The 14,279-nt window shown below is 33.5% G+C and carries 16 protein-coding genes; 2 read left to right on the top strand and 14 right to left on the bottom strand.

The features are described 5' to 3' along the window. The first annotated feature begins 15 nt into the window (after positions 1-15). Positions 16-564 carry an acyl-CoA thioesterase gene (locus tag AB3G33_RS10090; protein WP_367768890.1) on the top strand — a complete coding sequence of 183 codons (549 nt, stop codon included), beginning with the start codon at positions 16-18 and terminating at the stop codon, positions 562-564. Between the two features lie 241 nt (positions 565-805). Here the strand turns inward: AB3G33_RS10090 and AB3G33_RS10085 are convergent, their stop codons facing one another. Together AB3G33_RS10085 and AB3G33_RS10080 are read right to left on the bottom strand one after the other, a co-directional pair. After that, positions 806-2,110: a M28 family peptidase gene (locus tag AB3G33_RS10085; RefSeq protein WP_367768888.1), complete on the bottom strand. Its 1,305-nt coding sequence runs from the start codon at positions 2,108-2,110 to the stop codon at positions 806-808. 451 nt (positions 2,111-2,561) lie between these two features. Continuing rightward, positions 2,562-3,038: a GNAT family N-acetyltransferase gene (locus AB3G33_RS10080; RefSeq protein WP_367768885.1), complete on the bottom strand. Its 477-nt coding sequence runs from the start codon at positions 3,036-3,038 to the stop codon at positions 2,562-2,564. A gap of 83 nt (positions 3,039-3,121) precedes the next feature. Between AB3G33_RS10080 and AB3G33_RS10075 the strand changes: the two genes are divergently transcribed. Beyond that, the gene (locus AB3G33_RS10075) at positions 3,122-3,550 is read left to right on the top strand and encodes a MarR family winged helix-turn-helix transcriptional regulator (RefSeq protein ID WP_367768882.1); all 429 of its coding nucleotides are present in this window, start codon (positions 3,122-3,124) and stop codon (positions 3,548-3,550) included. A 427-nt stretch (positions 3,551-3,977) separates the two neighbouring features. On the opposite strand, the gene AB3G33_RS10070 is transcribed toward AB3G33_RS10075, so the two are convergent. From AB3G33_RS10070 to moaCB, 12 genes are all read right to left on the bottom strand, one after another. After that, the gene (locus tag AB3G33_RS10070) at positions 3,978-5,036 is read right to left on the bottom strand and encodes a two-component regulator propeller domain-containing protein (protein ID WP_367768879.1); all 1,059 of its coding nucleotides are present in this window, start codon (positions 5,034-5,036) and stop codon (positions 3,978-3,980) included. A 368-nt stretch (positions 5,037-5,404) separates the two neighbouring features. Continuing rightward, on the bottom strand, positions 5,405-6,166 hold the full coding sequence (locus tag AB3G33_RS10065) for a DUF4382 domain-containing protein (protein WP_367768876.1): 762 nt from the start codon (positions 6,164-6,166) through the stop codon (positions 5,405-5,407). Between the two features lie 153 nt (positions 6,167-6,319). After that, positions 6,320-6,580, bottom strand: a complete 261-nt coding sequence (locus AB3G33_RS10060; RefSeq protein WP_367768873.1) for a hypothetical protein — start codon at positions 6,578-6,580, stop codon at positions 6,320-6,322. A 599-nt stretch (positions 6,581-7,179) separates the two neighbouring features. Further along, the gene (locus tag AB3G33_RS10055) at positions 7,180-7,350 is read right to left on the bottom strand and encodes a hypothetical protein (protein WP_367768870.1); all 171 of its coding nucleotides are present in this window, start codon (positions 7,348-7,350) and stop codon (positions 7,180-7,182) included. Then, positions 7,332-7,745 (bottom strand): transposase, encoded by a 414-nt coding sequence (locus AB3G33_RS10050; RefSeq protein ID WP_367768866.1) that lies wholly within the window; start codon positions 7,743-7,745, stop codon positions 7,332-7,334. The genes AB3G33_RS10055 and AB3G33_RS10050 overlap by 19 nt, the downstream gene beginning before the upstream one ends. A 674-nt stretch (positions 7,746-8,419) precedes the next feature. After that, positions 8,420-8,590 carry a hypothetical protein gene (locus AB3G33_RS10045; protein ID WP_367768869.1) on the bottom strand — a complete coding sequence of 57 codons (171 nt, stop codon included), beginning with the start codon at positions 8,588-8,590 and terminating at the stop codon, positions 8,420-8,422. Continuing rightward, positions 8,572-8,985: a transposase gene (locus AB3G33_RS10040; protein ID WP_367768866.1), complete on the bottom strand. Its 414-nt coding sequence runs from the start codon at positions 8,983-8,985 to the stop codon at positions 8,572-8,574. The genes AB3G33_RS10045 and AB3G33_RS10040 overlap by 19 nt, the downstream gene beginning before the upstream one ends. A 305-nt stretch (positions 8,986-9,290) precedes the next feature. Further along, on the bottom strand, positions 9,291-10,895 hold the full coding sequence (locus tag AB3G33_RS10035; protein WP_367768864.1) for a hypothetical protein: 1,605 nt from the start codon (positions 10,893-10,895) through the stop codon (positions 9,291-9,293). Further along, the gene (locus tag AB3G33_RS10030; RefSeq protein WP_367768862.1) at positions 10,892-11,644 is read right to left on the bottom strand and encodes a hypothetical protein; all 753 of its coding nucleotides are present in this window, start codon (positions 11,642-11,644) and stop codon (positions 10,892-10,894) included. The genes AB3G33_RS10035 and AB3G33_RS10030 overlap by 4 nt, the downstream gene beginning before the upstream one ends. Continuing rightward, a complete protein-coding gene (locus AB3G33_RS10025; RefSeq protein WP_367768859.1) occupies positions 11,601-11,906 on the bottom strand; it encodes a hypothetical protein in 306 nt (101 codons plus the stop codon). The genes AB3G33_RS10030 and AB3G33_RS10025 overlap by 44 nt, the downstream gene beginning before the upstream one ends. Before the next feature lie 406 nt (positions 11,907-12,312). Beyond that, entirely contained in the window at positions 12,313-13,320 is a 1,008-nt protein-coding gene (moaA, locus tag AB3G33_RS10020) for a GTP 3',8-cyclase MoaA (RefSeq protein ID WP_367768857.1), read from the bottom strand. Then, on the bottom strand, positions 13,307-14,224 hold the full coding sequence (gene moaCB, locus AB3G33_RS10015) for a bifunctional molybdenum cofactor biosynthesis protein MoaC/MoaB (protein WP_367768854.1): 918 nt from the start codon (positions 14,222-14,224) through the stop codon (positions 13,307-13,309). Before moaCB ends, moaA begins: the two co-directional genes overlap by 14 nt. Between the last annotated feature and the right edge of the window lie 55 nt (positions 14,225-14,279).

The raw sequence follows: 14,279 nt of genomic DNA, 5'->3' as shown, positions 1-14,279 counted from the left end.
ATAAATCATTACAATATGAATACTACTTTCAAAACGGTAAGCTCGTCGCACATCACTATATCCGAGTTAATGCTGCCTTCCCACACCAACTTTAGCGGAAAAATTCATGGTGGTTATATTTTGTCACTTATGGACCAGATTGCCTTTGCATGTGGGTCTAAATTTTGCGGAAATTATTGTGTAACGGCCTCTGTGGATACGGTGAATTTCTTGAAACCTATTGAAGTAGGCGAATTAGTTACTATGAAAGCCAGTGTGAACTATGTGGGAAACAGTTCTATGATTGTGGGCATCCGAGTAGAGTCGGAAAATATTCAAACAGGAACTGTCAATCATTGTAATTCCTCTTATTTCACGATGGTTTCTAAAGACATTGCTGGTAAAAATGCCGCTGTTCCAGGACTTATACTGACTACTTTAAAAGAAGTAAGTCGGTTTCAAAATGCGTTAAAGCAAATTTCTATGAGAAAAGAAAGAGAAGAACATCAAAGTATTGCCTCATTTGGATCTATAGAATCTATTGTAAGTTCTAATAAATATAAAGTACAAGTCGAATTCAATTAGTCCATTTTTGTGAAATATTACAAACCCTTTAGAAATTACCGTTTATTAAGTCGCTATCCTTAATCTGCTAAATACCTTAATGGTTAAATTTATTTACAACCAACCTCTAAATAATAAAACTAAAAAACCATTTAGAGATTAAGGCTCATTAAGTGTATATCCTTAATTTTCTTAATCTCTAAATGGTTCAAAAAAAAGTATTTTACAGTAGTAAAACTTTTTCTATAACTTAAAAAATCACTTATTTCAACTTCGTAGTATCCACTCTCGTTGGCGTGTCTTTCCCGCTGATAATAGATGACGAACTAATTGCGATTGCTTTAATAATTTCGGTCATGTTGTCCATGTCTAATGTTCCTATCTCATCACTCGCTTTATGATAATTAGGTTCGTTATCCATTTTTGATGTCGAAATTGTATGCGCCGGAACTCCTTGTCTTGCCAGCGTAGCATTGTCAGATCTATAGAATAATTGTTGTTCTGGGTAGGGATCTGGATGGAATTTAAATTGTGATCCTTCTAAGTTTTTCTGCAAAATTTCACCCATATTCGTTTTATTAAATCCAGTGATGTAAGCCGAGTTTTCCCCCCATTTAGAATCGGTACCAATCATTTCAATATTGAACATGGCCATTACTTGCTCTGGATTCATTTGTTCCGAAAAATATTTAGCTCCATAACCTCCCAATTCTTCTGCTACAAAAGTCGAAAAAATGATAGAACGATCATTATTATTTATTTTCTTGAAATATTCAGCAAGCACAATCACCGCAGTTGTTCCTGCCGCATCATCATTGGCTCCATTGTAGATAGAATCTGTGGCATCATGTGGCACTCCTTCTTCTGGCGAGCCCACACCTAGATGATCGTAATGACCTGAAAATATTACATATTCATTTGGTTTCGTTTTTCCTTTCAACATCCCCACTACATTATTCAGTTTTTTAGTAGTAATAGTATTGGTTGCTTCAATTTTGAAACGTGTAGCAGTTGTAGGTCCAAAAACAAATACTACCGTATTCTTCCCTGGTTTAGCAGCCATTTGACCAATATGTTGCATATTTTGAAGTTTGGCTTTAAACGACGCATCAACTAAAACCAATAAATTTTTATCGCTTCGGTAATACTCATAAAACTTAGGTCCAAAATTATCTCCAGAACCAATGCTTACCACAGTAACAGGACTCGCCTCTGTCAAGGAAACCTGAGGTTGGTACGAAAATGAAATCATCGACCCCGCATCAATCGCTTTATCATCAATCGTTACTTCCAGACTTTTCCTTTTAGACTCCGTCATTGTAAATTCCTGTCTGTAATCCTTGGCTCCATTAAAGGTTTGTAGCCCTATTTTCTTGAATTGAGACTCAATATAGGCCGATGCCTTATCAATCCCAGGTGTAAAAGCTCTACGCCCTTGCATATCATCTGCCGAAAGTACTTTTTCAATCTCAGTCACTTTATCTGTGCAAATGATTTTATCGATAGACTGCGCCTGCACCATCAAACCAGAACAAAGTACCAGTCCGCTTAAAACAATTCTTTTCATATCTCTAATTTTAAATAATAAACGATTCTACAATAAGAGTGCGATTATTATAATCTGTTACAGTAAAAATAGAAAAAATATAAGTAGTAGCTAGTAAGTAACGGCATAGCCCTCTAATTTTTCTTTTGGGAGCAAGATGGCTAGCCGTTTTCAAGAAGCTCCCCTCCTGCTGTTCGCTGTATTCCCGAATAATAAAAACTACGGCTAAAAAGCCTTGTTTTCTATATCGGGAGATGCCGCTACCATCAGGGCTAGGAAACACGCGTAATTTTCATAATAAAACTACCCAAAAAAGTCATTGCGAGGAACGAAGCAATCACACTAGAATACTTCCTCCAATTAATCAAAATCAAATATAAAAAAACCACACAAAAAAATCCGTGTGGTAATAAGGGAAAGGAGCCAAAATAGACTTACTATAATTTTAACGAACATTTGTTTTGAGCGCTCACTAGAATTTTAATTCCATTTTTATCTTTGCTCTTTTGTAAGGCACATCATCTAAAGTCACAAATTTAAAACCATTTTTTATATACAAATTCAAAGCATTGATTAATACATGATTGGTATATAAAACTACACTTTCCAATTCCATTTCTTTGCATTTGTCAATTGCCGCATCCATTAGTGATTGTCCTACTTTCATCCCTTGAAAACCCGGTTGTACCCCCATTCTAGTAAGTGCGTATTGCTTCTGGGTAATCCTCTCCAAAGCAACCGACCCAATTATGGTGTTTTCATACAATGCCAGGTAGATAAAACCTTCTTTATCTAGTATTGCTTCCGTGGGGTTATTAAAAGCCTGCTTGTCCAGTTCCGTAACTTCAAAGTATTTCTCGATCCATTCGTAATTGATGGCTTTAAAAGCATCTTTAAACTCTTCTCGAAATTTTATAATTTCTAATTTATTAGTAATTGCTGTTGTCATAATTATCCTTATTTAATAGTTGCCTTAGGCAAATATAAATAAAAATAGTTGCCAGAAGCAAATATTTTTTATAAATTTGAATTATGGATGAAAAAATAGTACACCAAATTAGAAGCTTCAATAGAAACTACGTGAGGACGATAGGATTATTAGAAAACACGATTTTGAATACTGGCTATTCCCTAACCGAAGCGCATATTTTAAATGAAGTCACCTCTCAACCTAATTCGACCGCAACAAGCATAAATAAGGAATTAAAGCTAGATGAAGGATATTTGAGTAGAGTTATAAAACGGTTGATTTCGAAATCGTTGATTACCAAAAAACAATCGCTAACTGATAAAAGAGTTTACGTCATTAATCCCACTGATAAAGGAAAAACTGAATATCAAAAATTGGATATTCTTTCCTCCCAAATGGTAATTGCAAATATCGATCATTTAAAGCAAGAAGAGCAATTAGAGCTTGTCGCACTATTAGATAGAGTGCAATTATTACTGAAAAAACAGTAGTGAATTTCTATTTTAGATTTGGAATACAAGTGACAAATGGTTGTTTATTATAGAACAATCAAATCAAGGAATCAATATTAATTCTCCGCTACCGCACAAATCCTTTCGTGTGCTTCAAGAGGAATAACGATTAATCCCCATAATAACTTTATTCCACTATTGTCATTGCGAGGAACGAAGCAATCACACTATGATTAGCTACAATCCTAATCCTATTTTATTTATAAAATCGATGATACAATTAAAATACAGCTATTTAGTTTAAAAAGTATTTACCCGCGATACAGTACAAATCCTTTCGTGTGCTTCATTGTCGTTAAATACCAAACATTCTAAAAACAACTAAATAGTTTTCGCTACTGCGTTCTATGACAAAAATTGCATCACCGTAAGTACTATTCCGTTTTAAAATTGTAAGCTATACACCTTATTTCTTACTCTTCTTTTCTTTAAAGTCCGTAATTGTCTTTCCATCATAACGATACACTCCACTAAAAGATCCAAACCAAATACTTCCATCATTAGCTTCCAATATGCCACAAAGCATTCCTGTTCCACTTATTGACATTATTTCGGTTACAGTGGGCTTTTTACTGTACAATGACTTTTTATCATAACGGGAAAGTGTCCAACCTCCAGTCCCATTTGGATTTACTGCACCAGTAGTCCAGATGTTTCCTTTTCTATCTTCGATTATCGCAGAAGCACCTCTGTTTGTTACCTTAGTAAAAGTATTGCCGTTATAGCGCCAAAGACCAACTGAAACGACCACAGTATCACCTTTTTTATCTTCGATTATGGATCCACCAAACCAAATAGTGCCTTGCTTATCTTCCATTATCGACCAAACGTTGTTAAAGGCTTTACCCTCTTTGTTTTTGAAAATCGTAAATGTTTTTCCATCATAAAAACAGGCCTCGCCTCTGGTTCCAAACCATAACTTCCCTGTCTTATCTCCCATAATAGTTGTAATGTCGTTACTAGAAAGCCCTTCTTTAGTTGTGAAATTTTGAAAAGAATTCCCATCATAACGGCTTACTCCACCACCTGTCCCAAACCAAATAACGCCAGCTTTATCTTCATAAATAGACATCACCCGATTATTAACAAGTCCATCCTTGGTAGTAAAATGTTGAAATGATTTCCCATTGTAATAGTAAACACCAGAATCAGTAGTAGCAAACCAAAGGTTTCCGTGTCGATCTTCTAGAACATCCCAGAATCTGAGCGAACCTAACTTAGTTGTGAGATTAGTAAACGATTTTCCATCGTATCGAAATACACCAGCTAATGATGCAGCAATCAAAATGTTTCCTTTTTTATCTTGCTTTACATTACGAACCATTGTGGTTGGCCCGTACATAGTAACAAAATCTTTGCCATCTGCCGTGATACTATCTTTAGCTACGTTTGTTTGATTTTGTTTACAAGAAGTGATAAACACTGACACTAAGAATAGAACAAATAATTGTAAGCGTTTTTTCATTTTGTAGTATTGAATAAGTTATCCTCTGTTTTCCATTGAATAAATGTAGTCCATTTTACTCAATACAAAGTAAAGGGACGAATTGTTTCGTGTAGTTTGTTTTCATTAAATACCAAACACATAGTTTCCGCTACCGCACCAATCCCTTTGTGTGGTGCGTTAAAATTAAATACCAAATATTCTAAAGACAACTACATCGTCAATTAATCCTGCGCTACCGAAAAATTACTATGGCAACTTTCTAACTTTATATTTGGGTGCGGCTACTGTAACTTATGGTTAAGTTAATAGTTCGCTTCAGGGCATAAAAAAACCACGAGAACTAACTCGTGGTTTTTAAATAAAAATTTAAGGCAAAAAGCAATAAATTATAGCGCTATCACACCCACATTAGTGTTTACACCTGCTGTTACCACCACATTTGTTTGGGTTACAGGCAGTAATGGCAATAAAGGCGTTATAGTAAAAGTGTAGATTCCAGGTAAAAGCCCTGATATTTGAAACTGACCTAACGCATTCACACTACTAGAGTATTCTACAGCATCAACAGAGGTAGCTGTTGCCACTGCCAAAGTACCAATAGGCGTAATACTTCCTTTGATATTTCCAGTAATAGCGGTAACTATAGTTCTAACCACTGGTTTTAGTTTGTACGTTCCATTTCCCGTTTTTACAATAGAAGCATTGGCATCAAAATCAAGTAGGATCTCATTTTGAATATCCGCAAGCAAGGTTTGGTGTACTTGTAATTTCAAACCTGATTGTTCCGCACTTGGCGTGTCTAAAGGATAAGTAACACCTCCCACAACCACTGTGTTGTTAGACCCAAGTATCAACCTAATTTGTGATACGTTAGCATCACTCAATTCACTCGTAGCAATTAGTGTACTCAAACCATTCGAAAACTCTAAAAGGTTATAAATACCAGCTGTAGTGTTTAATAGTACCGTTTGCCCATTGTTTCCTGTAACTTCCACCGCTTTTAAATCAATGTTTACCTTTTCATAAGGTCCAGGAGCATCTGTCATACGAACATTGTAGGCATAAGTGCCAGAAGTAGAATCGCTGCTACAAGAGTTCACTGTAATTCCAAATACAATAAACGTAGCAATTAAAAGTATCTTTTTCATAATCAAATTGTTAAGCTGTAATTTAATTTTTACAACATTACAAAGTTGATTACTAATGATTTAAAAACTGTTATAAAATAATAACTAAAGGTTGTATAATTTCCATCTAATTAATTCATAGTGATTCTTTTTACGACTTGTTATCGTTAAATATTAGACATCGCTATTTTCCAAATCTTCAATAATTATAAAAACCTCTTTAATGTAAGCTGTATTTCTTTCTCTAGAAACATCAAAAAACCAACCTTTTTTGGGTCTTTTTCCAACCTTGTCAATAAGAAATCTAATTTTAATGTCATTTTGATAATCCAGTAGGTTGTTCAAAAACTGATGCATTGATATTTGCCCACTAAAATATTTTCTAGCGAGGTCCGCGGCATATAGCCTGTTCTTTCTTTCTAAGCTATTTATCATAAAAATTCGTTTAAGTATTATTTACCAATCATCCTACAGTATTTTAATCTAACGAAAACATTCCCATTTTAATCAACTAAAATTCTGAATAAATCATTCGATAATCAACTCATTTTCAAAAATAACTCCTTCTCCACTCTAAACTTTACGGGAAACCACATTCGCTTGAAATAAACCACAAAACCTCCGCTACCGCACGAAATGAAATTCGACGAAGTCAATCCTTTCGTGTGGTTCGTTGTCGTTAAATATCAAACATTCTAAAAATAACTACATGCTCAATTAATCACCGCTCCGCTACCGAATCCCTTGCTGTGGTTCAATATCATTAAACAATTAATCCTCATACTAACTTTATTCCACTATTGTCATTGCGAGGAACGAAACAATCACACTATGATTAACTACAATCCTAATGCTATTTTATTTATAAAATTGATGATGCTATTAAAATACAGCTATTCCGTTTTAAAAGTATTTACCCTCTGCTACCGCACGAATCCTTTCGTGTGATTCGTTGTCATTAAATACCAAACATTCTAAAAACAACTACATCTCCTCCGCTGCCGCACGAATCCCTTCGTGTGGTTCGTTGTTTGTTAAATATCAAACATTCTAAAAACAACTACATCGTCAATTAGTCCTTTTTCGCCTGCATAATCAATGGCACTGCTATATACATAGTCTTCCGGCTTATAAACTAAACCTTCTTCTACAGGATTATTATGTACATAATCTATCTTTTGTTGAATTACTTTATTGCTCCACAATCTATTGGTTTGTTGTCGTGTCGCCAGAATTGATGATGTTTGACATTGGAACTTTTCTCTGCTTCTTTTTTAAAAAAGTCCAACAAGAATTCTTTCCTGCTCTCCCTCGGATTTTCTTGTATACTTTTTACAATCGAACGACTAGTAAACCGTTTTAAATCCCCAATTAATAACTCAGGATTTTGATCGTTTATACTTCTAAAAACTAAATGCACATGATTACTCATAATGCACCAAGCATGAATTTCTAATCCTTTGTTTTTTTGACAAAATGCTACACTTTCAAGAAATAAATCTTTGTATTCATTACGAGTAAATACATCTAACCAACCTACAACTGCAAAACTTATAAAATACAAACCCTCCGGATTATGGAATTTATAATTTCTACTCATAGTGTTGTTTTTAAGGTTTAAGTAAATATAGTATGTTTAGTTTTAGTTTTTAGGTTAGTTCTAAACTTCACGTACCACACGAAAGGATTCGTGCGGTAGCGGGGGGAAATTCGACGAAGTCTATCCTTTCGTGTGGTTCGTTGTCATTAAATACCAAACATTCTAAAAAAAACTACATCTACTCCGCTACCGCACGAAATGAAATTCGACGAAGTCAATCCTTTCGTGTGGTTCGTTGTCGTTAAATATCAAACATTCTAAAAACAACTACATGCTCAATTAATCACCACTACCGCACAAATCCCTTCGTGTGGTTCGTTGTCGTTAAATACCAAACATTCTAAAAATAACTACATCGTCAATTAGTCTCCGCTACCGAATCCCTTGCTGTGGTTCAATATCATTAAACAATTAATCCTCATACTAACTTTATTCCACTATTGTCATTGCGAGGAACGAAGCAATCACACTATGATTAACTACAATCCTAATGCTATTTTATTTATAAAATTGATGATGCTATTAAAATACAGCTATTCCGTTTTAAAAGTATTTACCCTCTGCTACCGCACGAATCCTTTCGTGTGATTCGTTGTCATTAAATACCAAACATTCTAAAAACAACTACATCTCCTCCGCTGCCGCACGAATCCCTTCGTGTGGTTCGTTGTTTGTTAAATATAAAACATTCTAAAAACAACTACATCGTCAATTAGTCCTTTTTCGCCTGCATAATCAATGGCACTGCTATATACATAGTCTTCCGGCTTATAAACTAAACCTTCTTCTACAGGATTATTATGTACATAATCTATCTTTTGTTGAATTACTTTATTGCTCCACAATCTATTGGTTTGTTGTCGTGTCGCCAGAATTGATGATGTTTGACATTGGAACTTTTCTCTGCTTCTTTTTTAAAAAAGTCCAACAAGAATTCTTTCCTGCTCTCCCTCGGATTTTCTTGTATACTTTTTACAATCGAACGACTAGTAAACCGTTTTAAATCCCCAATTAATAACTCAGGATTTTGATCGTTTATACTTCTAAAAACTAAATGCACATGATTACTCATAATGCACCAAGCATGAATTTCTAATCCTTTGTTTTTTTGACAAAATGCTACACTTTCAAGAAATAAATCTTTGTATTCATTACGAGTAAATACATCTAACCAACCTACAACTGCAAAACTTATAAAATACAAACCCTCTGGATTATGGAATTTATAATTTCTACTCATAGTTACTGCTTTTAAGGTTTAAGTAAATATAGTAAGTTTAGTTTTAGTTTTTAGGTTAGTGCTAAACTTCACGTACCACACGAAAGGATTCGTGCGGTAGCGGGGAAACTTTGAATCTTCACACTTAAAATATATTAAATTTATAAATTCAGTATCTAAATATTTATTAAATTTCACTTCCTCAATAAAATTTGAAATTTGTTCATCTTTTTTCGCAAAAAAACAAAAGTTTCTTAACCACTGCATACATATAGTTTTTGAATATTTCTCACTTACCAAACGAAATGATTCGTACGGTAGCAGGGTTATTTTTCCACGTTAAATTTGTCGATTATTTTTTTAAATTCAGGCACAAAATCACTTTGTAATATTTTACTATCTGCTAACATAGAATAATCAATAACATTTAAGTTTTCAATATCATAATATTTATCAGCGTCATATTCTTCGTCCTTAAGTGTAGAAGTTAATATTACTTGTTTATTTAATTTTATGAATTCATTTAACATTAAGAGTTCTTTTGAAGATGATAATTCTCCTTCTCTGAAAGAATCAATTATTATTGGAAATTTATGTTGCAAAATTTTGTTTAGAGATAATATTTTACTGAAATAATATTCTTGTCCTTCACTTCCCGAATATGTTTCACCTGTTTTTGTAAATAAATCTTCAAATATTAATAATCCCTGTGGATCAATTGTCGAATAATAATTTTTTATTTGTATAATAATATTTGATAAAATATCTTTTTGTAAATCTTTATTTGATGAAGTTTTAATCTCGTTGTTTTGAATTTTATTAGTTATTTCATCCAATTCTTTTTGAAGTTCAGCTATTATTTTATCTACATCTTTTGAGTCTGTAATTTCGTCTTGAAAGAGAATGTAGTTTTTAATATCAGGAGTTGAAGTTTCTAATAATTTATTTATTTGAATTTGTTCTCGATGAATGTTTTGATTTAATTCATCTATTATTTCAAATTTTATTGAAATGTTATTTTTAATTGATTCAATAATATTTTTTTTAACGTAATTATTACTCACTTCAAATTCAAAATCTTCATTTGAGAAAATAATTTTATTACTACCACAATCAAGACATTTAACTTTTCCTTCATTTAAGGTTCTGTTAAGTGAAGATAATTCAGTTATTAAATTCTCTAATTTTATTTTTCTGTTTTCTTCTCTATTTCTCTGTTTCCTTAATTCAGCAATATTTAAGTGTAATTCTTTTAATTGATTAGAAGTGTTTTTAAAATCCAAATTATTAGATGCAGAACTAATAAAAGATGCAATTTGAGGATTTTGTTTAATGACTTTTATTTTTCTTGTTTCAGCTTTTATTTTAATTTCAACAATTGCTTTTTCTTTTTTTAGATTTTCAATATCATATTTATTACTTGTTGAAATTGAAACACCTAAAAGTGAATAAATCATATTTAAAAAATCGACTTTATTATTTTGGCCTTTAACTATCAGATTTGAAGTATTTCTATTGTCTTGACCAAGAAAAAACAATTCATAGAAAAGACTTAAATCAACTAATTTTTGTTCACCATTTTTATCAATTTTAGGAAGTTTAAATATTTCTTTATCGAAAAAATATTTAAATTCACTTATTGAACTAAAGACATTAAAATTTTCATTATTTATTACTAAAATAGAATTTCCTTTTCTTAAGAATTCAAAAATTGAATTGTTAAATTCTATTTTTGAATAAAAATAATATTTCTTTGGATTGAAACTATTTGGAAATATTGATTCATAACCGATAGAATAAATTAAACTTTGCATTAGCAAAGTTTTTCCTCTATTATTATCATTACTAAAAATTATATTTGTTTTATTTTCAAATCGTTTCTCAATGAAAGCTTCATTTAAGTTTCCAAACGCTACTTCTTTTACTATCATTTCGTTCCTTCTATTATTATTGATATTAAATATTTTATTGTAAAATCTTTTAAATATGAAATTCGGAAAGTATAATCTTTAAACGTTTCAGAATAAATATATTCAACGTCGCTAGATTTATTATCATTTAAAAACATTATTATTTTTTCACAAACATTCCAAAATACTCTATTACTGTTTTTGTTGAAAAACGCACGGGAAAGATTAGAATTACATTCTTGAAGAATATCTTTTATCTCCTCATTATCCAAACTTTTAATTATTGGAAAAAACGTTATTGGAATTGAAGAATAATTAAAAATTTCTACGCCAATAATTCGACTAATAATTAAAATTTCAATGTCCTTCGTCGTTAAATGGCGATTAAAAGTTAATACGTCACGGATTTCTGAAATTATTTCATTTTCAATATAAGTATTTTTTTTTGCACTTTGTATATTTCTTAAATCTGTAAATATACTTGTGTAAAAATCATCAGATTTTATTCCAACTTTCTTAAATTTTGTTACTGATTTTATATATTCGTTTTCTGTACTATTGTCTTCTATAATGAAAACTTTTTTCAAGAATTTTTCAATTTCTTCTGAATAGTCAACTGTAATTCCTTTTACTCTTTCAACTTCCTCCGTTAAACCATTCAATATTCGTTTTAAGGTTTTCTCCTCAATATTGTCAAGATTATAAATATTTAATTTTGAATTTATTTTATAATCCTCGTTTAAGATTGGAGAAAAAAAAAATAAATTCATGAAATGAAAAAGTTGAAGTATAATTGTCAAACAAAGTGAAGAGATATTTGCCAATTTTTTTTGGAGTTAATGATTTTTCATTTTTGGATTGTACATCCCAAATTTTGTCATGATTTTTATTTACACCACTTACATCATTAAAGCAATCGAAAGTAACATATTCAATTTCTTTCTTACGACTTATTAAATATAACAGAGATTTTGTTTCAAAATCTGAAGCTTTTTTATTATTAATTTCTGTGTTTTTAAAAGTGTAACTCATTAATTATATGATTGTTTTTTTAGTTTCATTTGGTTAAGCTTGCGCCTAACTTATATATAAGAGATAAACCTTAGTATATACACCCCACTTTAGGTAGATTAGCGAAGTTTCGTTTTACTTCTTTTCCAAATATACCATTTAATCACCGAAAATTCTGAATAAACAGCACACTCATTTTCAAATATAATTCCTTCTCAACTCTAAACTTTACGGGAAACCACATTCATGCGAATTAAAGCACCAATCCCCTAGCCCCGGTAGCAGTGAAAACCCCATGCAGGTAGAAAACGGGGTTTACTGGTGATGGCAGAGCGACCGCAGGAAGCTCCTGCCGGCACCTAGTAAACCGGTTTGAAACCCAATGGGTTGTAACGAATGACGGGAACAGCTGTAAATAATAATAATTTTAGCCCCCAATACTAATCATGGAACGGTTGTCTTGGTGCAAGGCGGGATCGTTTATTTCGTCTATGGAGGTCATGCCGGCTCTTACTTTCATTTTGGTTTGAATGGCGGTGGCAATGACGGTTTCGAGGGCTTCGCCAGAGCGGTAAGCGGTAAGTAAATCGGTCTCGTGGTTAGAGAACAGGCAGTTTTTTATTTTGCCATTGGCAGTCAATCGAATGCGGTTGCAACCATCACAAAAAGGATTGGTGATGGAACTAATGATGCCAAAACTGCCCGCATAATTCTTGATTTTGAAATCTCTTGAAGTAAAGTTTTTATCGTCTATTAATTTCTCGACATCGGCGGGCGGGAAAGCAGTATGCACCAGATCTAGAATCTCTTGCTGTGACACCATTTTGCTCCTATCCCACTCATTACCGGCAAAAGGCATGAATTCTATAAAGCGAATCGATAGCGGTAAATGCTGGGTGAGGTTTATAAAATCGATGATTTCGTTGTCATTGAATCCTTTTATCAAGACCACATTGACCTTGACTTGAAAGCCGTTGTGGAGCAAAAGATGCAAATTGTCGATCACGCCTTGAAACTGATTGCGCAGTGTGATGGCATTGAACTTGGTTGCTACCAATGTATCGAGACTCAAATTGATTTTGGTGACTTTATTGGCCTTTAAAACTTCAAGATGCCTATCGATTAAAATACCATTTGTGGTAATCGAAATCTCGGTGCCTAGTGTGGCGAGTTGGGTGATTATTTCGGGAAAGTCTTTTCGTAATAGTGGCTCACCACCTGTTAATCGTATTTTATTAACCCCATGATGGACGAATGTTTTGGCGATGGCATAAATCTCTTGTGCGGTCATTATATCCGCTTTTGGAGACAATGCGATTCCATCGGCAGGCATGCAATAGGTACAACGCAGGTTGCATTTTTCGATCAACGAAATACGCAAATAGTTGTGGGTGCGCCCAAAATCATCCGTTAAGAGGTTTTTATTTGGCGTCATGATTGTTGCCTTTTAATACGTGAAAAACGTGCAGTGCATGCGGGAAAACAGCATCCATGGATTCTCTAGCACCATTAGTAGATCCTGGTAAAGCCAGCACCAAAGTATTGCCTATCGTGCCCACCATAGAGCGCGAAAGCATAGCATAAGGCATGCGTTGTTGCCCATAGGATCGAATGGCTTCCTCGATACCTGGAATGCGAGATTCTAGCAAGGGCTCCAATGCCTCGGGCGTGACATCGCGTGGCGAAAGTCCGGTTCCGCCTGTGAAAATAATCAATTGGTATTCGTCCTGCGCAAATCGTGTGGTGCGCTCTTGGATGTAATCGATCTCATCCGGAATGATTTCGTAATGGGTGGTTTCTATACCATACGAATCTAATTTTTCGACAATAATTTTACCCGAGCGATCTTCTTTTTGGCCTGCAAAAATAGAATCGGAACAGACAAAAACCGCCGCTTTGATTGGATTGGGGAATTTATTTTTGAAAGACGATTTTCCGCCTTTTTTCTCCACTAGTTTAATAGTCGAAATTTCGATGTTTTTATCGATCGGTTTCAGCATATCGTACATGGTCAACGCCACAATAGACGCGCCGTGCATGGCCTCGACCTCAACACCTGTTTTATAAACGGTTTTTACTTTGAAAATAATGGCGATGGTGAGTCCGCTAATTTCATATTCTACCGAAGTAAATTCAATAGGAAGCGGATGGCAATCTGGTATGGATAAATGGGTGTTTTTTACCGCAAATAAACCCGCCGTTTTGGCCATTTCGAGCACATTGCCTTTGGGAACGGTGTTATTTACAATGGCATCAATGGTGTCTTGATGACTCACCAATACCGTAGCAGTCGCAGTTGCCGAACGTAATGTACTTATTTTATGCGTAATGTCTACCATTTTTTTTGTTTAAAGTTTCAGGTTTATTCGTTTTTCGAACATCGGTCAACGAATT

The organism is Flavobacterium sp. WC2421, assembly GCF_040822115.1.
Lineage (GTDB): Bacteria > Bacteroidota > Bacteroidia > Flavobacteriales > Flavobacteriaceae > Flavobacterium.
This window is presented reverse-complemented; position numbering and strand designations above follow the sequence as displayed.

Excerpts from the sequence above, each read along its gene's own strand:
- AB3G33_RS10065 (WP_367768876.1), bottom strand. The coding sequence starts at position 6,166 with ATGAAAAAGATACTTTTAATTGCTACGTTTATTGTATTTGGAATTACA.
- AB3G33_RS10080 (WP_367768885.1), bottom strand. The coding sequence starts at position 3,038 with ATGACAACAGCAATTACTAATAAATTAGAAATTATAAAATTTCGAGAA.
- AB3G33_RS10085 (WP_367768888.1), bottom strand. The coding sequence starts at position 2,110 with ATGAAAAGAATTGTTTTAAGCGGACTGGTACTTTGTTCTGGTTTGATG.
- moaCB (WP_367768854.1), bottom strand. The coding sequence starts at position 14,224 with ATGGTAGACATTACGCATAAAATAAGTACATTACGTTCGGCAACTGCG.
- AB3G33_RS10090 (WP_367768890.1), top strand. The coding sequence starts at position 16 with ATGAATACTACTTTCAAAACGGTAAGCTCGTCGCACATCACTATATCC.
- AB3G33_RS10060 (WP_367768873.1), bottom strand. The coding sequence starts at position 6,580 with ATGATAAATAGCTTAGAAAGAAAGAACAGGCTATATGCCGCGGACCTC.
- AB3G33_RS10050 (WP_367768866.1), bottom strand. The coding sequence starts at position 7,745 with ATGAGTAGAAATTATAAATTCCATAATCCGGAGGGTTTGTATTTTATA.
- AB3G33_RS10070 (WP_367768879.1), bottom strand. The coding sequence starts at position 5,036 with ATGAAAAAACGCTTACAATTATTTGTTCTATTCTTAGTGTCAGTGTTT.
- AB3G33_RS10035 (WP_367768864.1), bottom strand. The coding sequence starts at position 10,895 with ATGATAGTAAAAGAAGTAGCGTTTGGAAACTTAAATGAAGCTTTCATT.
- moaA (WP_367768857.1), bottom strand. The coding sequence starts at position 13,320 with ATGACGCCAAATAAAAACCTCTTAACGGATGATTTTGGGCGCACCCAC.
- AB3G33_RS10030 (WP_367768862.1), bottom strand. The coding sequence starts at position 11,644 with ATGAATTTATTTTTTTTTTCTCCAATCTTAAACGAGGATTATAAAATA.
- AB3G33_RS10025 (WP_367768859.1), bottom strand. The coding sequence starts at position 11,906 with ATGAGTTACACTTTTAAAAACACAGAAATTAATAATAAAAAAGCTTCA.
- AB3G33_RS10075 (WP_367768882.1), top strand. The coding sequence starts at position 3,122 with ATGGATGAAAAAATAGTACACCAAATTAGAAGCTTCAATAGAAACTAC.
- AB3G33_RS10040 (WP_367768866.1), bottom strand. The coding sequence starts at position 8,985 with ATGAGTAGAAATTATAAATTCCATAATCCAGAGGGTTTGTATTTTATA.